Genomic DNA, 20,304 nt, shown 5'->3' with positions numbered 1-20,304 from the left:
TGTGGGGGGAGAAGCCCGCGGCGAGGAGACCGGCACGCAGGGTGGCGGCATCGATCTGTTCGTAGCGGGCGTCGGGTCGTCCGACCGCGGTGCCGACCGCCGCGGTGAGCTCGGCGAGGGTGCGGTCTCGGGGGCCCTGCAGTTCGAGCGTGCGGGTGCCGGCCGTGCGGCGACCGGTGAGCAGATCGGCGGCGACAGCGCCGATGTCGGCGGTGGCGATGGCCGGGAGGGGGAGGTCCGCGGGGATGAGGCCGTGGGCGGTGCCGGTGGCCCGGATCTCGTCGATCATCGGGAAGGTGTTCTCCATGAACCACCCGGGCCGCAGGTGGACCACTTCCATCTCGGTCAGGGTGTCGAGCGCTTCTTCCAGCGGGCGCAGGCCCCACACCGGGCCCCGGGCGCCGTCGTAGTTGGCGGCCCAGCCGCTCAGGCTGACGACGCGGGTGAGACCGCCGAGACCGGCGAGCGCTTTCCGGTGGGCGTCGATCACGCGCCGCTGGTGGGCGGGGAAGTCGTCGCTGTCGGGGATGAAGCCGGGTGCGATCATGACGAAGGCCGCGCGGGCTCCGGTGAAGGCCGTGCGGAGGCTGTCGGGGTCGTCGGTGCGGACTTCCACCGCCTCGGCGCCGCGGTCCGCGAAGCGCTGAAGCCGGTCGCGGCTGCGGCCGAGCACCCGAACCTGTTCTCCGGCGGCGAGCAGCGTGTCGGCAACGGCGGAACCCGTGTTGCTGGTGGCGGATGAGACGACGATCATTTGTGCTTCCTCAGGTGAAACTGGTTGTTGTGCGGTTTCGGTCAGCCGGCGATGAGGAGGGCGAGCCGGTCGGCCGAGGGGGTCCCGGGCTGGGCGGCGCTGATGATCAGGCGTTGTCCCGGGTCGTCGGGCAGGCGGAGGATCTCTTCGTCGAGCTCCAGTTCGCCGACGAGCGGATGCCGGTAGCGGCGCACGGTGTGCAGGCAGTCCCGGACCGGGTGCTCGCGCCATAGGCGAGCGAAGTCGGGACTGCCCGCGGCCAGTTCGGCGACGAGCCGGTGCAGGGCGAGGTCGTCGGGGCGTTCGGCCGTGGCCAGCCGCAGGTAGGAGGCGAGGTCTTCGGCCTGGCGCTCCCAGTCCGCGAACAGCCGGCGGGCCGCCGGGTCGAGGAAGACCCGCCGGGCCTGGTTGGGCGGGTCCGGGGTGCCCACGGCGGCGATCTCCGCGGCGGTGAGATCCCACAGCGCGTAACCGAGGGGGTTGCCCGCCAGGATGTCGGTGCGCCGGCCGACGAGCACCGCCGCACCGAGGCTGCCCGCGACGAGATCCGCGATCGGACGGCGAACCTGGTCCTCCTGCCCGGTTCCCCGCACCGGCGGCAGCGCCCGCGCCAGCCGGTACAGGTGCGCGCGCTCGTCGGGGGACAGCCGCAGTACCCGCGCGAGCGAGTCCAGCAGCGCATCCGACACCTGATGACTCTCGCCCCGCTCGAGCCGCGTGTAGTAGGCGGTGCTGACCCCGACCAGCTCCGCGAGCTCCTCGCGCCGGAGCCCCGGCACCCGGCGCCGCTCCCCGGAGGACGGGACGATACCCAGCTCCCGCGGGGTCAACGCGGCCCGCCGCGACCGCAGGAACGCACCCAGCTCGGCCGAGGAAGACCTGGCAGCACCCGCTCCGGACGACGAAGTACTCATGACACCAGTTTCCCCACGATCGGCACCTGGTGCCTGTCCCTGCGATGGACAGGCAAGCTCGTGCCCCACCTGGTCCGCCGACAGTCCGGTTTTCGGTGCCGGGCTGCCACTCGGCCCTCGACGAGGTCGACGCCCGCCTGCTGAGCAGCGGACTGGCGGTCCCCGAAGCCGGGCTCGTGCCGACGGTCGCTCAGGCGGCGGAGCGTTCGGCGACGGGCCGGCGGCGCAGGCGCACCTCCGAGACGGGCGGCGGCGTGTAGGCCGCGTCGTTGGGGGCGGCGTCGGTGCCGGGCGGGGCGATCTCGTCGATGCGGTCGAGGATCTCGTCGTCCAGGGTGGTCTCGGCGCCGGCCAGGAGGTCGTCGAGCTGTTCCATCGTGCGCGGCCCGATGATCGCCGAGGTGACGCCCGGGTGCGCGATCGCGAACGCCATCGCGAGGTGGGTCATCGGCAGGCCGGCCTTCTCGGCGAGCGGGACGAGTTGCTCGACGACGTCGAGTTTGCGCTCGTCGGTGAAGTGCGGCTGCGCGATGCCGGGGAAGCGCTGGGGCACGGCCTGCTTGCCCTTGCGGTACCGGCCGGTGAGCATGCCCTGGGCGAGCGGGCTCCAGACCAGCGTGCCCATTCCGTAGCGTTCGCAGACCGGCAGCACCTCGCGTTCGATGCCGCGGTTGAGGATCGAGTACGGCGGCTGTTCGGTGCGGAAGCGTTCGAGACCGCGCCTTTCCGCGACCCACTGCGCTTCGACGATCTGCGAGGCGGGGAAGGTCGACGAGCCGATCGCCCGCACCTTGCCGTGGTGGATCAGGTCGGACAACGCGGACAGCGTCTCCTCGATGTCGGCCGTCGGGTCGGGGCGGTGGATCTGATACAGGTCGATGTGGTCGGTTTGCAAGCGGCGCAACGAGTTCTCCACCTCCGTGACGATCCACCGCCGCGAGCTGCCGCCGTGGTTGGGGCCCTCGCCCATCGGGAAGAACACCTTCGTCGCGAGCACGACTTCGTCGCGGCGACCCTTGAGCGCCTTGCCGACGATCTCCTCGGACTCGCCGAAGGAGTACCCGTCGGCGGTGTCGACGAAGTTGATCCCCGCGTCCAGTGCCTTGTGGATGATCCGGATCGACTCGTCGTGGTCGGGGTTTCCCATGGCGCCGAACATCATGGCGCCGAGGGCGTAGGGACTGACCTGGATTCCGGTGCGGCCCAGCGTGCGGTACTTCATGACTCTCCCTGGCAGGTGTCCCGGAATCCGTGGGCACGGTCCGGTGTCTCCAGGACATCAGCGCCGGCGGCGTGGGGCCAGCAAGATCCTCTCGTGTGCTTGCACGATCGTCTTCGTCACGGCATCACCGGGGCAGCGCCGCGCAGGCGGCCGGCGTCGAGGCTGGGCGGCGCACCGAACTGGCGCCGGTACTCCCGGCTGAACTGGGACGGGTTGTCGTAGCCGACGCGGTGCCCGACGCCGGTGATGTCGTTCGGCCGGTTCGCCAGCAGCAGTCTCGCCGTCTGCAGGCGAATGTGTTTCTGGAACTGGATCGGGGTCATCGCCGTCACGAGCTGGAAGTTCCGGTGGAACGCGGAGACGCTCATCCCGGAGATGCGGGCGGCGTCTTCGACGCGGAAGGGCCGGGCGTAGTTCTCCCGGATCCACCGCACCGCCCGCGCGATGTGCGTCAGGCTGCTGTCGGCGAGGCCGAGCTGGCGCACGGCGTCGCCCTGCTCCCCGGTCAGCAACCGCCAGAGGATCTCGCGCTTGACCAGCGGGACCAGGGCGTTGCGGTCACGAGGGTGGTCGAGCAGGCGCAGCAGCCGCACGACGGCGTCGAGCAGCTCGTCCGGGGCGTCGCTGACCGCGATCCCGGGGCGCGCGGTGCCAGGCGAGCGGGGCAGGTCACCCGGCCCGGCCTGCAGCAGCAGTTCCGCGACGGCGGCGGGGTCCAGGGTCATCCCGAAGCCGAGCCCGGGACGGCCTGGCGCGACGTCGACGAAATGCCCGGTCACCGGCATGTCGACCGAGGCGACGAGGTACTGCCCGGGACCGTACTCGTGGACGCGGTCGCCGACGGCAAGCCGCTTGCGGCCCTGGGCGATGACCGCGAGCACGGTGCCGGACATCGAGGGCTCCGGCGAGACCGCGTGGCCGGCCTTGCAGATCCGGACGCCCTCGATGGCCGTGGTCAGGTCCGGAGTGCCATGCCGGTTCAGCAGGTCGCGGAGTTCGTCCAGAGCCATGCCACGATTCCAGCACAAGACCAGAGCGACGGCTGTCGGCGAGAGGATCGTGCAAGAACTCGCGAGCTTTGCGCAAGCGGCCGAGATGAGGGGCGGGCTCCCTGGCGTCCCTCGTCGCCGTGGTCGGGCTCATCTCGTTCCTCCACCAAGGCCCGGAGAAGGGCTGGGCGGCGTCGAGCACCGTCATCAGCCTGCTCGTCGGTGTCCTCGCCACCGTCGGTTTCGTGGTCTGGGAGCTTCGCCACCGCGCTCCGCTGCCGGATGTCGGACTCTTCCGTGAGCGCGGCCTGGCCAGTGGCGCGGTTGCACTTCTGGTGGTCTTCGAGGTTCAGGCGGGAGGGTCTGCTGTCCACGGTGGCGCTGTTGCCCATGGCCGGCCTGACCATGATCACTTCCGGTCTTGCTCCGCGCTTGGCCGAGCGGGCCGGGACGCGCGCGACCATGACAACGGGCATCTTCCTGACCGGCGTGGGCCTGGCCCTCCTGGCGACCCTCGTTTCCGTCGACGGCGGCTACCTCGCGGTCCTGCCGGGCACCGCGCTCGGCGTCGCGCTGCTCGGAGCGCTGCTGTCGGCCGGCTACCGCAGCGCCATCACGCCCAGGCTCCACGGCTTTCCCCCCGATGACGCCGCCGCCGCCCGCGAAGGCGTCGCCAACGCCGTGGAAGCCGCCCACGGCCCGAGCGCGCGGGCATTGATCCGAACCGCACAAGAGTCCTTTGTGGACGGCTGGCAGACCGCATGTGGGCGGGAGTCGTCCTGATGGCGGTCCTCCTCGTGACACCAGCCAGCGCGCAAACCCGCCCGTCCGGTAGGCGCTCGGCACGAGGGGGTGAAGCCGAGCTCGCGGGCAAGGGTGGTTTCGATCAGAAAGGCACCCGCGGCTCATCGAACCGGCCCCGCTCGATGTCGAACCTGCTACGCTTGCCGCGATGATTACCTACTCGAGCAGATCGGGGGTTCCGTTCGCCAAAGGTGAGTGCTGATGCGCCCCTTGACTGCGAATGAGAACTTCCGCCTTCTTTCCTGGGCGCGCGTGCGCGATTTCGCCGTGCCGCCGTCGATGATCGAGTCAGCGACTGCCCGCCGGGCGGTGGGCGACTGGGCCGGGGCCTGTGCCGCCGCGCGTGTCGACGTGGATCTGGACCTGCGAGCCGTGGGCCGCGCCCATGGCAACTGGTTGACGGCACAGGTCCGCGCCGATCTGCGTCATCTGGCTCCTGACCTGCTTCGCTGGCATTTTCCGAGGACAGGTCCGGACGGCCTGCTGCGGCCGGGTCTCACGGTGTCCCTGGCCCGGTACTGTTCGACGGCCGGCAGCGGCGGTGAGATACACCTCGTGGCACGCACGCCCCCGGCGTGGGCGGAGGCCGGCCAGCGGATCAGCCTCGCACTGTGGGGGCCGTCCCGGCACGGAGGCGGGGTGGGACATCACCCGCATCCTCGCCCCGACCGCCGGTATCGCCTCGATCTGCACCGCCACTTGTGGGACGTGCGCAGGACGGGTGAACTGCGGGAGCGGTCCGGTCACTGGCCCTCGGACAGCGATCTCGCAGGGGACCGGATCCCTGCCTGGGTGGGCGCCTGCGCGGTGGACCGGTGGGTGGCCGAGGCGGCACTGCTGCTGCGCGCGGAGGGACGCGCGGGCGACGTCGTCGCCGTGCGGCTCACGGCCCGGCACCGGCTGATGCTCAACCCGGACGCGCCGGGTGAGCCGGTCGCGGGCTGCGCCCGTGTGGTGCCGGTCCTGCCCGACGCCGCGACCTGGGTGTTGCCGGACCTGCAATTGCTCCATGCCGGGTTGATCGACTTCGACCGGCTGCACCCGCTCGTCGCGTCGGCGCTTCGACCTGACGATCGGCCAGTCGATGCGGCACGGAGCCCGGACGGCTCAGCAGGTCCGCGCCTCGTCGAGTGTCGTGGTGCCACGCACCGGATCGCCGTGGTGAACGGGGTGCTGGTCCCACTGGACCACGATCCCGACGAGATCCGCCGCGAGGAGTTGCTGGGCGCCTTGGGCGGTACCGGGCTGCCGTGCCTGCGGGCGATCGACGAGGCACATCGGCGTCCGGAAAGTCTCGTGGACGTTCGCGCCCGGCTGGACCACGGCGACATCGCCGGCGCCATGGCCACCGTCGAAAGCCTGCTCGGACCGGACGTGCTCCTGCGCAGCGGCGCCCTGCGCGACGAGCTGGAGGCGGCAGTGTGCCGCCGGGTGGCTCATGGGCTGTACCGGGCGGGACTGGCCGGGCTGGGGCCTGCTCCGTCCAAACGGGACACCCGGCGGCGCGTTCTCCGAGCCCGCCCGCGCGACGCGGCCCTTCGCTGACCCACAGACCTTTGCTTGCCCGCCTGGCCGACGCACGGCTCCGATTCGACCCCAAGGTGATCGAAACTGTCCACTGCCATGAATATCCCTTCGGAAACCGCTCATCGTCGGCCGCTGGACGTCGCCGCCGATCTGCTGGCCCTGCTGCACGACACGACGACCGAGCCGCGTGCCGACACCCAGTTGGACGCCTTGACGCTGGCCGTGTCCGCCGATTTGCCGGTGCTGCTGTGGGGCGAGCCGGGCATCGGCAAGACCGCGGCGCTGAACCAGCTCGCGGAAGCTCTCGAACTGCCACTGACCACTGTGATCGCGAGCGTGCACGAGCCGTCCGACTTCTCCGGCCTGCCGGTGATCGGCGATGATCCCGCGAAGCAGGGTGTGCCGATGGCCCCGCCGGACTGGGCCGTGCGCCTCGTCCGGGCCGGCCGGGGGCTCTTGTTCCTGGACGAGCTGTCCACCGCGCCGCCGGCCGTCCAGGCCGCGCTGTTGCGCGTCGTGCTCGAACGACGGGTCGGCGCCCTGCGGCTCCCGCCGGGTGCCCGGATCGTGGCCGCCGCCAATCCACGGTCCTCCGCGGCCGACGGTTGGGAGCTGAGCCCGCCGCTGGCCAACCGGTTCGTCCATCTGCAATGGACCTACGACCACGACGTCGTGGTGCGGGGGCTGGGCGGGACGTGGCCGAAGGCGGCGCTGCCGCGGCTAGATCGGGCTCGGCTGCCCGACGCCGTCACGTTCGCCCGCCGGGGGGTCTGTGGACTCCTGGCCGCCCGGCCCGAACTCGTGCACCAACTGCCGAAGAACGAAACGCGCCGCGGCGGCCCGTGGCCCTCACCACGCAGTTGGGAGATGGCCCTGCGCCTGATCGCTTTCGCCGCGGCAGCGGCCGCGTCCCGCGACGTGTTGTCCGTGCTGGTGCGCGGCGCGGTCGGGGACGGGCCGGACCTGGAGCTGCTGGCCGGCTTGGACCGGATGGATCTGCCGGACCCCGAGATGCTGCTCGCGGATCCCGAGGCGGCGGTCCTGCCCGAGCGTGGCGACCTGCGCCAGACGGTGCTCAACGGGGTGGTGGAGGCGGTGCGCAAGCGGCCGGAGCAGTCCCGCTGGAACGCGGCGTGGTCGCTGTTGGTGCGGGCGCTGGAGACCGGCGCCCCGGACCTGGTGGTCGTGCCGGCGGCGACGCTCGCCGCGCTGCGCCGCGACGACTGGCAGGTGCCGGCGGCGATCGAGAGGCTGTCCGGGGCGGTGTCGTTGTCGCGGCGGGCGGACCAGGCCGCGGCCGGCGTGGGTGAGCACCGGTGACGCCGGGAATCATGGACGAGGAGAAGCTCTTCGCCGCCCGGCTGCACGCCGTCCGGAACCGGCCGTACCTGGCGACGGCATTGTTCGCCTTGCACACGGTGGAATCACGGCAGGTGCCGACGATGGCCGTGGACCGCCACTGGCGCTGCTACGTTTCGCCGGCGTTCGTGGACCGCACCCCGTTGGACGAACTGGCCGGGGTGTGGGTGCACGAGGTCTCCCACCTCCTGCGCGACCATCACGGGCGCAGCGACCGGTTCGCCGCGAAGCACGAGCTGACCGGGCAAGGAGAACGACTGCGGATGAACATCGCCGCGGACTGCGAAATCAACGACGACGTGTTCGGCGACGGGCTGGCACGGCCCGAGGGCGCCGTCGATCCGGCGCTGCTCGGGTTGCGCGAGGGGCAGCTGATGGAGGACTACCTGCGCCAGTTCCGCCTCGGGCCGTACACCACCGGATTCGCCTGGTTGGACTGTGGCAGCGGCGCCGACGGGCTGGAGCGCGACTGGGACCTGGGCGCCGATGGCGCGCACGGACTGAGCGCGCACGAACGAGATGCCGTCCGGTTCAGGGTCGCGCAAGGCATCAATGGCAGCCCGGGAAGCGTCCCGAAGGGCTGGCAGCGCTGGGCACAAGAGGCGTTCCATCCGCCGCAGCCGTGGCGGGAGCTGCTGGGGGCGGCGGTCCGTTCGGCCATGTCCGGTGTCGGTGAGGACTACACCTACGACCGGCCCTCGCGCCGATCGCCCAGTCTGCCCCGCGCCGTCCTGCCGAGCCTGCGGCGACGACCACCTCACGTCTGCGTGATCGTCGACACCTCCGCCTCGGTGAGCGACGCCGAGCTGGGAAGCGCGATACTCGAAATCGCCGCGATCGTCCGCGCTGTCGGCGGTCGCCGCGATTTCGTCTCGGTGCTGTCGTGCGACGCCGCCGCCCACGTCACAGATCGGCTGTGTCGCGCCGAGGGCATCCCCTTGGTGGGCGGCGGCGGCACGGATCTGCGCACCGGCTTCGCCAAGGCCCTGCGCGGCAGCCCTCGCCCCGACGTCATCGTGGCCCTGACCGACGGTCAGACCCCCTGGCCCGAGGCACGACCACCCGGCCGGACGGTCGTCGGCCTGTTCTCCCGGCAGCCTGCATTGAACGAAAACGATCCCCGCTACACACCGGACATGCCACCTGCCTGGGCGCGAGTGGTCACCGTGGGCTGATCACTCGGCGAACGGTCGGCAGCCTCGAAAAGTCACCTCGTGGCGCTGGGACGCATCCGCTCATCGGTATGAGCGGATGCACGGCCGCCGGTCACTGACTTCTTCACCCGTCAACTGTCCGAATGAGACACTTCCGGAAAGGCGGTTCCTTGACCAGAACCGGCGAGCACAGCGCGGCCACCGGCGACCGCCTGCCCGCCCAGCCTGGCCGGGAAGGCAAGGATTGCCCCCGGACTCCACGCCGACCCCGGACGATGCCTTCGCCCGCCTCCAGGAGTGCACCGGCATCGCCGCCGAACCGGCCGACCGGACTCCGCCACCCGGCTCCGGCCCCGGCTGGCCATGACCGCCGCTCAGGAGCGTCCGTGAAGCCGCATCGATGGCGTGGGGATCGCTCCCTGACCGGACGTTCCGGAGCTGCGGGTGGTCAGAGCTTGCCCGCTTTCTGGGCGGCGATGACGCCGCCGTCGATGAGGATGTCGGTGCCGGTGATGAACGATCCGGTGGGGCCCAGCAGGAGTGCGGCGAGGTCGGCGACTTCGGCAGGGGTGCCCATCCGGCCTGCGGCGGAGGTGGTGATCATGGCCTGGTAGCCGGCGGCGTTCGGGCCGGTCATCTCGTCCCGGGCGAAGGGGGTGGAGATGATGCCGGGGCTGAGGCAGTTGATGCGTGAGCCTCGCTCGCCCCAGCTGATGGCGGCGGCCTGGACGCGCAGTGCGTTGGCGCGCTTGGCCAGGACGTAGGCGGCGCCGGAATTTCCGATGGTGCCGGGGTCGAGTGCGGGCAGGTCCGCGAGTTCGTCGACGCCGGCGTAGGCGAGGGCGTGTTCCAGTTCGGGCGCGAATCCGGGCCCCAGGTGACCGGCCATGCTGGCGATCACGATCCCGGATCCGCCTGGGGCGATCACGGCACCGAAGGCGTCGAGGACGTAGGCGGTGCCGAGCAGGTCGACGTGGACGACGCGGTCCGTGCCGGCCTGGACCGGGGACACGCCGGCGGCGTGGACCACGCGGGCGACCTGCCCGAGGCCCGCGGCGGTGTCGGCGAGCGCGGTGACGGCGGCGCGGTCGGAGACATCGGTGATCCGGGTACGGACGTCGTAACCTTCACCGCGGAGCAGGTCGGCGGTGGTCTCCAGCTGGGCGGAGTTGTAGTCGGCCAGCAGCAGGGTGCGGCCGACCGCCGCGCGGCGGGCGACGGCCACGCCGATGCTGCCGGTGCCGATCAGGACGGCGATTTCGTCGCTCATGACCGTGATCCTTCGGAGGTGGCTTCGGGGATGCGGAGGTCGAAGAACCGGGGTTGCGGCTGCTCGGGGTCGGGTCCGCCACGCACTCCGGTGTCGAGCGCGTCGATCGCGGCGAGGTCCGCACGGGTGAGGGTGAAGTCGAAAATGTCGATGTTCTCCGCGAGGCGGGCCGGGTCGGTGGACTTCGGGATCGCGGAGCGGCCCTGCTGCAGGTGCCAGCGCAGCATGACCTGCGCGGGGGTCTTCCCGTAGCGGTCGGCGATCTGACGCAGGGTGGGGTCGGTGAGGGTGCTCTTGCCGGGGCCGCCGTCGTTGCCGCGGTAGAAGGTGATTCCGCCGATCGGGGACCACGCCTGGGTGAGGATGTCGTGCTCGGCATCCGCGCGCTGCGTGTCGGCCTGGGTGAAGTAGGGGTGCAGCTCGATCTGGTTCACCGCGGGCACCACCTCGACCTCGCCGAGCAGCCGGTCCAGCAGTGCCGGGGTGAAGTTGCTGACCCCGATCGCGCGGACCCGACCGTCGGTGAGGAGCTTCTCCAGCGCCCGGTAGGCGCCGATGGTGCGGTCGAACGCGTCGACGGCGGGCTGGTGCAGCAACAGCAGGTCGATCGTGTCGAACCCGAGCTTGGCGGTGGCCTTGTCGAACGCGTGCAGTGTCTGGTCGTAGCCGAAGTCGCTGACCCAGATCTTCGTCTCCACGAACACTGCTTCACGAGGGATACCGGAGCGGCGGATCCCTTCGCCGACCTCGCGTTCGTTGCGGTAGGCGGCGGCGGTGTCGATGTGCCGGTAGCCGGCCCGCAGGGCGACCTCGACTGCCTGCACGGTCTGCTCCGGCGGGGTTTGGAACACTCCGAGCCCGATCACGGGAATCCGGACCCCGTTGTTGAGCTCGAACGTGTCGTGTGGGGAGGTGACCGTTGTGGCCATCGGTAGGTCGTCCTTCCAGAAGTTCTGGGTGCTGCGTGCTAGTCGCCGGGCAGGTGGTCGGTCGACGCCGCGAGTTCGTGCTGTGTCTCGAAGTCCGCGATCCGCGTGCGCAGGGTTTCCAGCGTCACGTGCAGGGCTTGCGAGCCCAGGACGATGCGGAGCGGCGCCGAGTCGTGGTCGGCGGATTCGATGATGCGGGCGGCCATCCGGGCGGGGTCGCCGGGGGCGAGGCCATTCGCCGGGTCGAGCATCGCGAGGAACCCGTGGGCCGGGGTGTTGTCGTAGGCGGGCAGGAGGTCGGCCACCTGGGCGCTGCCGTAACGGAATTCAGTGCGAGCGCCACCGGGTTCGACGATCGTGACGCCGATGCCGAACGGCGCGACCTCCTGGGCGACGGATTCGGCGAAGCCTTCGATGCCCCATTTGGTGGCGTGGTAGAGGGAGTTGCCGGGGAAGGCGACCTGCCCGCCGTAGGAGGAGATCTGGATGATCCGCCCGTGGCCTTGCTTGCGCAGGTGGGGCAGCGCGCCGCGGATGAGGTGGATCGGCCCGGTGAGGTTGGTGGCGACGATGTGCTCGACCTGGGCGCCGCTGAGTTCCTCCGCTGCCCCGAACAGGCCGTAGCCGGCGTTGCTGATCACGACGTCGACGCGGCCGGCCTCGGTGAAAGCCCGGTCGATCACCTCGTGGATCGCGGCGGTGTCGGTCAGGTCGAGGACCTCGGCGTGAAAGGCGTCCGGGTGGCGTTCGAGCAGGTCGGCGACCTTGGCGCGGTCGCGGACCGTGCCGATCACCCGGTCGCCGCGGTCGAGCAGTTGCTGGGTGAGTTCGCGGCCGAAGCCGCTGTTCACGCCGGTGATGAACCAGGTTCGCTGGGGCATGAACGGCCTTTCAGGAGGAGTGGGCGCGGTATTCGGCGTCGGTGACGTGCTCGCCCCATTCGGTTTCCGGGCCGTCCTGGCCGTCGGCGAGGCCGTCCCAGATGGCCAGGTGGGTCATGAAGTGCCCGGGGGCGGCGCCGTGCCAGTGCCACTCGCCGGGCGGGCACCAGACGGTGTCGCCGGGCCGGATTTCGACGACGTCGCCGCCGCGGGACTGGGTCAGGCCGACGCCTTCGGTGACGTGCAACGTCTGGCCGTTGACGTGCCGGTGCCAGGCGGTGCGGGCGCCGGGAGCGAAATGCACGGCGTTGACCTTGCCGCGGGTTTCGGTGCCCGGGGCGATGACGTCGAAGTGGACGTCACCGGTGAACCACTCCGCGGGGCCCTTGGCCGACGGGGGTTTCGGCAGGAACTGCATGGTCAGTCCTTTGTGGATTGTGCGGGCACGAGCCGGATGGTCGTGGCCCGTGCCCGGGGGCTGGTGATGTGGTCGAGGATGTTCGCGGCGTAGCGCCGGTACTTGGTGCGGTAGGCGCGGTCGATCGCGTCGTTGAGCGCGGTGTCGTCGGCGGCGTCGACGAAGGTGACGTCGGCGGAGTGCCCGCCCGCGGTGACCTGTCCTTCGTGACGGGTGCGGGTGCCGCGGTACCAGGCCGCGTCCGGGCCGTTGACCGAACGCACGTAGAGCGCGCCGTCGTGCTCGACGGCCCAGACGATCCGGGCCGGCCGCAGCGAGCCGTCGGCTCGGCGCGACGCGATCGTCAGTTCGTCGTCATCTCGGGCCGCGGCCAGGGCCGGGTTGCGCGCGGTCACGGGCGGATCAGCACCTTCAGCGCGTCGCGGTCGGCCATGGCCCGGTAGCCGTCCGGGACGTCGTCGAGCCCGACGGTGCGGTCGAACACCTTTCCCGGCTCGATGCGGCCGTCGAGGATGTCCGGCAACAGTTCTTCGATGTAGGCACGGGCCGGGGCGACCCCGCCGGTGAGGGTGATGTTGCGGAAGAACACCCCGAAGTCGGCCGGAACCTCCGGGTACTGCGGGACGCCGACGCGGCTGACCGTGCCGCCGTCGCGCACGACGCCGAAAGCGGTCTCGATGGCCGGCTTGGTCCCGACGCATTCGAGCACGGTGTGGGTGCCGTCGCCGCCGGTCAGCTCGCGGACGCGCTCGATGCCTTCGTCGCCGCGTTCGGCGACGACGTCGGTGGCGCCGAACGCGCGGCCGAGGTCGGTGCGGGCGGTGTGCCGTCCCATCAGGACGATCCGCTCGGCGCCGAGCCGCTTGGCCGCCAGCACCGCGGACAGCCCGACCGCGCCATCACCGATGACGGTGACCGTGGTGCGGGCGTCGACCCCGGCGGTGACGGCGCAGTGGTGGCCAGTCGGGAAGACGTCGGACAGGCTCAGCAGCGAGGGCAACAGCGCCGAGTCCTCGCCCACGGGCAGCTTGACCAGCGTGCCGGAGGCCTGCGGCACACGCACGGCTTCGCCCTGACCGCCGTCGACGTCGTTGCTGCCCCACTGGCCGCCGTGGCGGCAGGAGGTCTGCAGGCCCTCGCGGCAGAAGTCGCAGGTGTTGTCGGCCCACACGAACGGCGCGACGACCACGTCGCCGGGCTTGAGGCCGGTCACCTCGGCGCCGAGGTCCTCGACGACGCCGAGGAACTCGTGCCCGATCCGGTCGCCGTGGTCCTGGGGCGGCTTGGACCCGTAGGGCCACAGGTCGCTGCCGCAGATGCACGCGCGCAGCACGCGCACGATCGCGTCGGTCGGCTCGCGCAGCTTGGGGTCCGGCACTGTCTCGACGCGTACGTCACCGGCACCGTAGATCAACGTCGCCTTCATCGCTCACTCTCGTCGTAGGCGGTGACCAGGACGTTTTCCCTGGTCACTACCCATCAAACGCGGTGAACCGGATGCTCGGCAGGGGCTGTCCTTACCGGTAATGCCAGTACCCCCACCTCAGGTGGCGGCTACTGCTGTCGTTTGGTAGCGGCCGGTTCGACGTCGGCGAGGTCCTGGGTCGCGGCCCAGCTGGCGAGCATCTTCAGCCCGTCAGCGGTCGGGGTGTCCGGCGCCGCGGTGTAGACGTTGAGCGTCAACCCGGGCTCCGAGGGCAGCTGCATCGACTCGAAATTCAGATCCAGTTGTCCCACGATCGGATGACGCAAGCGTTTCTGGCCACTGCGGTGATACTGCACGTCCTGCGATGCCCACCGCTGCCGGAACAGCTCACTCTGCGTCGACAGCTCACCCACGAGCGCGATGAGGTCGGGGTCGTGCGGGTTGCGGCCGGCCTCCAGCCGCAGCATCGCGGCGGCGTCGTTGGCGATGCGGTCCCAGTCCACGAAGAACTCGCGCGCGGCAGGGGAGAGGTAGACGAATCGCGTCGTGTTCGCCGGTCTGCGCGGGTCTTCGAGCACCGGGGCGTAGAGCGCGCGACCGAGCCGGTTCGTGGCGACGATGTCGTGGCGGCCGTTGCGCACCCAGGCCGGGGCGTCGCTGATGGCGTCCAGCACCTGCTGGACGGCGGGGCGGACCGTGGTCGGCGGTGTCCGGCGCCGCCGTGTCGGTGCTTCGGCGTTGCGGGCGAGGGTGAACAGGTGCTCGCGCTCGGCCTCGTCCAGTTGTAACGCGCGGGCCAGCGCGTCGAGCACGCTTTCCGACGCGCCGGAAAGGTTGCCGCGCTCCATGCGCACGTAGTAGTCGATCGACACCCCGGCCAGCAGCGCGACCTCTTCCCGCCGCAGCCCCTTCACCCGGCGGTGGCCGCCGTAGGCGGGCAGCCCGGCCTGCTCGGGGGTGAGCCGGGCACGCCGCGAGCTGAGGAACTCGCGTACCTGGGCGCGGTGGTCGCTGTGGCTCATCACTCCAGGGTAGGTGCCGTTGCGGTCACCGAGGAGGTAACGCCAGTACCCCGAACGTGCGGCATCTTTCGCCGCGGCGGGTACGTGGCGTAGGCCGTACCTCGCAGACCGCGCACGCACGCTTCATTCGCGGGGGAAGCCGTGGTGGTCGGGCCCGTCGCCGACGATGCCGTGCAACGCGAGGACGACCGTGGCCACCGCGAACAGGACGATGGTCAGCGCCGCGAGCGTGAGCACCACGGTCCTCCGGCGTCCCGCCGGAACGTTCGCCCGGCCGGTCAGTGCCGCCAGATCGTCCTGGAGCTGGCGGCCCGCCAGAGCGAGGACGGCGCCCCACCCGGCAGGGGTTGCGTCGCGGGGGAGGTCCGCGGTGATGGCCTCGAGCTCGTGGCGGTAGCGCGCGGCGTAGGTTCTAGCGAGCCGGTCTTCGACCTCGTCCATCGCCAACCGTCCTTCGCCCGCCGCCGCCTGCAGGTGGGCGCTGGTCCGTTCACGCTCGGCGTCCGAGCAACGCTGCGCCCCGGCTGGGATCTCCTCCGCGTCCGTGCCGTTCGCCTGCGGGGTGGAGTGGGATGTGTTCATCGCGTCCTCGTCCTGGAAGCTGCACTCGGCAGGGTCGGAAGCGACGTTACGAGCCGGAGTGTCCGAGTCCGGTCAAGCGAGGGTTAACGCACGGCAAGCGGACCTGTGAATGCGCTGTGCGCGGGAGATACTGAGCGCTGGTCCACATCGGACAGTGCGCGATCCCGATCGCGGTCCGCACCGACGTTTTGCCTTCGGCTTGCCTGAAGCGTACCGAGCGTGAACCCCGGCCTTCCTACCGTCGGTGACCATGAGGACCATGCTGATTGCGGCCATCGGATGTGCGGTCGCGGCGGCTCTCTGTTACGCGGTCGCCAACCACCTTCAGCACGCTTCGGTCCGGAAGGTCACCTCGGGCCCGGTGCTGAGCGTCTCGGGAGCACGCGCGATGCTGCGCGTCGCGTCCTGGCGCTGGAGCGTGCTGTTCCTCGTGGCGGGGGCGGCCCTGCACGTCGTCTCGCTCATGTTCGCGCCACTGACCGTCGTGCAACCGATCGGGGTGCTGAACCTGGTGGTCACGGCGGTCCTCGCGAAGGTGCGGCCCAGCGCTGGAGTGCTCGCCGCGATGACGCTGGTGGTGGGTGGCGTGGGGGTGTTCATCGTGCTGTCCGCCGTCACCCCGCCCACCGGTGCCACACCCGACCTTGCCGTCACCCAGTGGGTTCCGGTCGCTGCGGTGCTGCTGGCACTGGCCGCGCGGGCCGCGGGCGTGCGGACGAGGTGTGTGCTGCTGGCGTGTGCCGGGGCGGTGCTGTTCGGGTTCACGTCGGCGTTGGTCCGCGTGCTCGCCGAAGGTCAGGCGGGCGGCCTGCTGCCGCTGGTGCTCGCGGAAATCGTGCTCGCGGCAGCGGCCGGTGGCTGGTTCGTGCACCAGGCGCACGCCGCCGGATCGTCCGCGGTCGTGGTGGGCACGACGACGATCATCGACCCCCTTGTCGCTGTCCTGATCGGAGTTTTCGCCTACGGCGAGGGGAGTGGCTCACTGCTCACCGCCGGGGCGCTGCCCGCGGCGGCCGCGATCGTGGGCCTGGTCGTGCTCACACGCTCGGTACCGGACGCCCCGCCGGCGTCACGCTCCGGTCGCCGCGACGGTCCGCTGCGCATCGTGGTGGCCGCGGACACGTATCCGCCCGACATCAACGGCGCGTCGCACTTCGCGCACGGCCTCGCCGCCGGACTCGCCGCGCGCGGCCACGAGGTGCACGTCCTGTGCCCGGCGACCACGAAACACGACCTGACGGAGACGGCCGAGGGTGTCGTCGTACACCGGATCGGGGCGAGACGGACGCCCTTTCACCCGACCTTCCGGGTGTGTGCACCTTGGCGTGTCGCGAAATCGGTTCCCGCGCTGCTGGCGGCGATCGAGCCCGACCTCGTCCACAGCCAGGCCCACTTCGTCGTCGGGCGGCATGCGGTGCGGGTCACGGCCGCCGCGGGTGTCCCGGTCGTCGCCACGAACCACTTCATGCCGGAGAACCTCTTGGGCTACGGTCCGCTCCCGCGGTGGTCCCACCGGCTGTTCGTGCGTGTCGCGTGGTGGGACCTGGCACGGGTGCTCAAGAACGCGAGCGCGGTGACCGCGCCGACCCCTCGTGCGGTACAGCTGCTGGGGCAGAACGGGGTGAAAGCCGCCGCGACGGCGATCTCGTGTGGCGTCGACCGTGACCACTTCGCGTCCGCGGGAACTGTGACGGCCGGTGCTCCGGTCATCCTGTTCGTGGGCAGGCTGGACGCGGAAAAGAACGTCCACGAGTTGCTCCAGGCATTCGCCTCGCTGCCCGCGGGACTCGGCGCGAGGGTGGAACTGGTGGGGGACGGCAGTGAGCGTGACCGGCTGGCAGAGCTGGCGACGCGGCTCGGTGTCGCCGACCGCGTCACCTTGCGGGGATTCGTCACCGACGAGGAGCTCGTGCGCGCCTACCAGTCCTGTGCGGTGTTCTGCATGCCCGGCACGGCGGAGCTGCAGAGCCTCGCGACGATGGAAGCCATGGCGGCGGGCAGGCCGGTCGTCGCGGCCGACGCGATGGCGCTGCCGCACCTGGTGCGGCCCGGCCACAACGGCTGGTTGTACCGCCCCGGCGACGTTGCCGGACTGAGCAGGACGCTCGCCGACGTCCTGAGCGACCGCTCGGTACGAGACGCGATGGGGCGAGCGAGTGCCGAGCTGATCGCGGGACACGACGTCGAGGAGACGCTGACCCGCTTCGAACAGCTCTACCGCCGGGTGATCGAGGGCACCACCGCCTCAGTCGCACCACCTGACCTGGTGGCGACGTGAAAAGGACAGCCGCCGGTCACCGTCGTCGTCGTGCCGCGCGCCACAAGGTCAACGGGAGCACGACCACCACTGCACCGGGCAAGATCCACCACGACGGTACGCCGGCGGCACTGACGAGGTAGGTCGCGAAGAGGGCCGCGACCACCGCCGCGGCGGCCCGCCAGTCATCACCGACGACGAAGTCATAGCAGAACGCGAAAAACCGCCGGAGCCAGCTCATCGGTGTCCCCTCTCGGCTGTGGCCGATGTCCTGGTGCGCAGCACCGCGACGAGGCCGAGCGCGAACAGCCCGACCGCCGGCACCAGTACGAGCAGTGCCGCGTCGGATCCCGGCCACCGCGCGCCGGCTCCCTCGCCGCCCCAGTAGAGGCCGAAGGCGGTCAGCATCACTCCCACGACGAACTTCAGCGAGTTCTCGGGTACGCGGGCGAGCGGAGCGCGCACCGCGAAACCGGCGGCCGCCACGACTGCGATCGCGGACAACGCGGCGATCGCGGCCAGTGGCACGTCGTGCTGGTTGCTGCCGAAAGTCAAGGCGATGAACGCGACTTCGAGACCTTCCAGGAACACTCCCTTGAACGACAGCGTGAACGCGTACCAGTCCCGGACCCCGGACTTCGCCTGCGCAGGCGCCGTTTTCGCCGCGGCGACCTCCTTGCCGAACGCCGCGTTTTCGTCGTGCTCGGCCTTGAGGCCGCTCGCCCGCAGAATCGCCTTGCGCAGCCACTGCAGGCCGAAGACGAGCAACAGGCCTCCGACGACGAGCCGCAGGCCTGCCAGTGGAACGACCGCGAGTGCGGGGCCGAGCGCGGCGACGAGCACCGCGAGCGCGGCCAGGGCCGTGACGGCGCCGGTACCCGCCGACCGCCAGTCCCGTGCCGTGCCCGCGGCCAGCACGATCGTCAACGCCTCGACCGCCTCCACCGTGCACGCCAAGAACACCGCGAGAAACAGCGCACCACCGCTCATCGACCCTCCTTCACCGGTTCGCGCGCCAGTGCGACCTGAGCGCGACGATCTTCGGGGTGGGCCGGCGGGACGGGGGCACGGCCCCGCCGGCCCACCTTGTTTCGCTGCCGCTTCACGAGTGGGGAGTTCGGCGGCAGCGGTCGAGGTGGCGTGAGGAATCAGCCAGTGAGGCCCTCCGCCCGGCTCCCGGTCCCCGGGCGTCGCGGCCGTGTCGTGGTGCTCATGCCGCCGACGCTAGGCGGTGGTGGGTTAGCGGCGGGCAAATTCCGGGCGAGCGGGCGCGGGACGTCAGAACTCGTCTGTCTACTCCGGATAGTCATGACCGGGGTTCAATGGTCGGGAGGCGCGGTCCGACGAGAGGCGCCGCCGTGGTGCCGTTCGCCGTGGTCACCGTCGCCTCGGTCGGCATCTGCTTCGGCGTGGCGGTCGTGACCATGGCCAAGGACGGAGAGCGCCCGCACCCATGTTACGGGGTGTTTCCTGAGCACCCGCTGAATGAGCTTTCCGTTCTGCCCCAAGGAATTGAGCTCCCAGGTCCTGGCTACATTGGCCGCGTGCACGCTTCTGCCATCCGCATCGACACCCTGCCCGTCGTCCTCGTCGCAGCGGTGCTCGCCCTCGTCTGCGTGGCCGCCGTGCCGTGGGCGTGGGACCGGTGGCGGCACCGGGTCGCGGGCAGGGTGGGCACCACGGTGCTCGCTGTGCTCATGGTCGTGGCGGGTTCCGGGCTCGCGGTCAACTCGGTGGGAAGCTTCTATCCCACGCTGGGGTCGCTGCTGGGCACGTCGCCGAACCCGGAGGAGGGCACCGTCGCCGACGCCGGGCCCGACGGCCGCGACCTGGACCGGACGCTGTCGGCGGTGGGAGGCCGGGCGGCGGGCAATCACGGTTCGCTGCTGCACCTGACCGTGACCGGCCGCCGGACGGGTATCACCCGCGACGTCGACGTGTACCTGCCGGCGGTCTACGCCGCGCCGGACTGGGCGGGCTTCCGCTTCCCGGTGCTGGAGTGGATTCCGCACTTCCCCGGCGAACCGCGGCAGGTGGCGACGTTGTACGGGCTGCCCGACCTGCTGGACCAGCAGATCGCGAGCCACCGGCTGCCGCCGACGGTGGTGATCGTGCCCGACCCGAACGGCGAACCGCGCCTGACGCACGACTCCGAATGCATCGACGCGGTCGGTGGGGACGCGGACGACACCTACCTCTCCGCCGACCTCCGCAGCTGGGCGCTGAGCCGGCTGCGCGTGCGCTCGGACCGCGAGGGCTGGGCGGCCGCGGGCTGGTCCTCCGGGGGCTACTGCGCGCTGAACCTGACCGTGCGGCATCCGCAGTGGTTCTCCGTCGCGGTCAGCATGAGCGGCTACGACACGACCCCGCAGGACGTGGAGACCGGTGACCTGTTCCACGGCCGCGCCGATATCCGGCACGCCAACGACGTGTCGGCCACGCTGCGGGAGCACCCGGCACCGGTGCGGCTGCTGGTCTGCGCGGACGGCGCCGCGGGCGACGAACGGGCCGCGCTGGACCGGTTGCGGGCCGCGGCCGCGCCGCCGGTGGAGCTGACGACGTGGCTGCTGCCGCCCGCCGGGCACAACCTCAACGCCGTGCGCGCCGAACTGCCCGCGGTGCTCGGCTGGCTCGACGCGCAGCTGGGCCAGCCCGTCGACGGCACCGGCCCGCCCGGCCAGGTCACCCCGGGCGTGGTGCCGCCGTGGCCACTGCCGGACACCGGTGACCCCGGCAGTCTGCACGGGACGGACACCGCCACGTGAAGGCGGGGGAGGTGATGCCGCCGCAAGGCCG

At 71.2% G+C, this 20,304-nt stretch carries 20 protein-coding genes; 6 read left to right on the top strand and 14 right to left on the bottom strand.

Annotation, left to right across the window (positions count from 1 at the left end):
* The 4 genes from FHX82_RS28400 to FHX82_RS28385 form a co-directional block, all read right to left on the bottom strand.
* On the bottom strand, positions 1-754 hold a 754-nt coding region (locus FHX82_RS28400; RefSeq protein WP_183176884.1), incomplete at its 3' end, for an NmrA family NAD(P)-binding protein.
* A gap of 41 nt (positions 755-795) precedes the next feature.
* Complete coding sequence (locus tag FHX82_RS28395) at positions 796-1,668, bottom strand: helix-turn-helix domain-containing protein (protein ID WP_145934376.1); 873 nt, start codon at positions 1,666-1,668, stop codon at positions 796-798.
* A 190-nt stretch (positions 1,669-1,858) separates the two neighbouring features.
* On the bottom strand, positions 1,859-2,890 hold the full coding sequence (locus FHX82_RS28390) for an aldo/keto reductase (protein WP_145934377.1): 1,032 nt from the start codon (positions 2,888-2,890) through the stop codon (positions 1,859-1,861).
* 116 nt (positions 2,891-3,006) lie between these two features.
* Complete coding sequence (locus FHX82_RS28385) at positions 3,007-3,900, bottom strand: AraC family transcriptional regulator (protein WP_145934378.1); 894 nt, start codon at positions 3,898-3,900, stop codon at positions 3,007-3,009.
* 354 nt (positions 3,901-4,254) lie between these two features.
* Here FHX82_RS28385 and FHX82_RS28380 point away from each other — a divergent pair, with 354 nt between their 5' ends.
* From FHX82_RS28380 to FHX82_RS28365, 4 genes are all read left to right on the top strand, one after another.
* Complete coding sequence (locus FHX82_RS28380) at positions 4,255-4,662, top strand: hypothetical protein (RefSeq protein WP_183176883.1); 408 nt, start codon at positions 4,255-4,257, stop codon at positions 4,660-4,662.
* Between the two features lie 222 nt (positions 4,663-4,884).
* Positions 4,885-6,228, top strand: coding sequence for a hypothetical protein (locus FHX82_RS28375; RefSeq protein WP_145934379.1), 1,344 nt, complete (start codon positions 4,885-4,887; stop codon positions 6,226-6,228).
* 78 nt (positions 6,229-6,306) lie between these two features.
* Positions 6,307-7,530, top strand: a complete 1,224-nt coding sequence (locus FHX82_RS28370; protein ID WP_145934380.1) for an AAA family ATPase — start codon at positions 6,307-6,309, stop codon at positions 7,528-7,530.
* Positions 7,527-8,744 (top strand): vWA domain-containing protein, encoded by a 1,218-nt coding sequence (locus FHX82_RS28365; protein WP_229881468.1) that lies wholly within the window; start codon positions 7,527-7,529, stop codon positions 8,742-8,744. The genes FHX82_RS28370 and FHX82_RS28365 overlap by 4 nt, the downstream gene beginning before the upstream one ends.
* 427 nt (positions 8,745-9,171) lie before the next feature.
* On the opposite strand, the gene FHX82_RS28360 is transcribed toward FHX82_RS28365, so the two are convergent.
* From FHX82_RS28360 to FHX82_RS28325, 8 genes are all read right to left on the bottom strand, one after another.
* Positions 9,172-9,993, bottom strand: a complete 822-nt coding sequence (locus FHX82_RS28360; RefSeq protein ID WP_145934381.1) for an SDR family oxidoreductase — start codon at positions 9,991-9,993, stop codon at positions 9,172-9,174.
* Entirely contained in the window at positions 9,990-10,922 is a 933-nt protein-coding gene (locus FHX82_RS28355) for an aldo/keto reductase (RefSeq protein ID WP_145934382.1), read from the bottom strand. The genes FHX82_RS28360 and FHX82_RS28355 overlap by 4 nt, the downstream gene beginning before the upstream one ends.
* A 38-nt stretch (positions 10,923-10,960) precedes the next feature.
* A complete protein-coding gene (locus FHX82_RS28350; protein WP_145934383.1) occupies positions 10,961-11,803 on the bottom strand; it encodes an SDR family oxidoreductase in 843 nt (280 codons plus the stop codon).
* 10 nt (positions 11,804-11,813) lie between these two features.
* Positions 11,814-12,221, bottom strand: a complete 408-nt coding sequence (locus tag FHX82_RS28345; protein ID WP_145934384.1) for a (R)-mandelonitrile lyase — start codon at positions 12,219-12,221, stop codon at positions 11,814-11,816.
* A 2-nt stretch (positions 12,222-12,223) separates the two neighbouring features.
* The gene (locus tag FHX82_RS28340; protein WP_145934385.1) at positions 12,224-12,616 is read right to left on the bottom strand and encodes a DUF2255 family protein; all 393 of its coding nucleotides are present in this window, start codon (positions 12,614-12,616) and stop codon (positions 12,224-12,226) included.
* A complete protein-coding gene (locus tag FHX82_RS28335; RefSeq protein ID WP_145934386.1) occupies positions 12,613-13,647 on the bottom strand; it encodes a zinc-binding dehydrogenase in 1,035 nt (344 codons plus the stop codon). The genes FHX82_RS28340 and FHX82_RS28335 overlap by 4 nt, the downstream gene beginning before the upstream one ends.
* Before the next feature lie 128 nt (positions 13,648-13,775).
* The gene (locus FHX82_RS28330; RefSeq protein WP_145934387.1) at positions 13,776-14,669 is read right to left on the bottom strand and encodes a helix-turn-helix transcriptional regulator; all 894 of its coding nucleotides are present in this window, start codon (positions 14,667-14,669) and stop codon (positions 13,776-13,778) included.
* 123 nt (positions 14,670-14,792) lie between these two features.
* Entirely contained in the window at positions 14,793-15,251 is a 459-nt protein-coding gene (locus FHX82_RS28325) for a DUF1707 SHOCT-like domain-containing protein (RefSeq protein WP_145934388.1), read from the bottom strand.
* Between the two features lie 250 nt (positions 15,252-15,501).
* Between FHX82_RS28325 and FHX82_RS28320 the strand changes: the two genes are divergently transcribed.
* Complete coding sequence (locus FHX82_RS28320; protein ID WP_229881470.1) at positions 15,502-17,529, top strand: glycosyltransferase; 2,028 nt, start codon at positions 15,502-15,504, stop codon at positions 17,527-17,529.
* 16 nt (positions 17,530-17,545) lie between these two features.
* Here FHX82_RS28320 and FHX82_RS28315 read toward each other — a convergent pair whose 3' ends face one another.
* Together FHX82_RS28315 and FHX82_RS28310 are read right to left on the bottom strand one after the other, a co-directional pair.
* Positions 17,546-17,749 (bottom strand): hypothetical protein, encoded by a 204-nt coding sequence (locus tag FHX82_RS28315; protein WP_145934389.1) that lies wholly within the window; start codon positions 17,747-17,749, stop codon positions 17,546-17,548.
* Positions 17,746-18,498, bottom strand: coding sequence for a hypothetical protein (locus FHX82_RS28310; protein WP_145934390.1), 753 nt, complete (start codon positions 18,496-18,498; stop codon positions 17,746-17,748). Before FHX82_RS28310 ends, FHX82_RS28315 begins: the two co-directional genes overlap by 4 nt.
* Before the next feature lie 554 nt (positions 18,499-19,052).
* Between FHX82_RS28310 and FHX82_RS28305 the strand changes: the two genes are divergently transcribed.
* Positions 19,053-20,273 (top strand): alpha/beta hydrolase-fold protein, encoded by a 1,221-nt coding sequence (locus FHX82_RS28305; RefSeq protein WP_261377160.1) that lies wholly within the window; start codon positions 19,053-19,055, stop codon positions 20,271-20,273.
* The last annotated feature ends 31 nt before the right edge of the window (positions 20,274-20,304 follow it).

This window comes from Amycolatopsis bartoniae, from assembly GCF_014191255.1.
Lineage (GTDB): Bacteria > Actinomycetota > Actinomycetes > Mycobacteriales > Pseudonocardiaceae > Amycolatopsis_E > Amycolatopsis_E bartoniae.
This window is presented reverse-complemented; position numbering and strand designations above follow the sequence as displayed.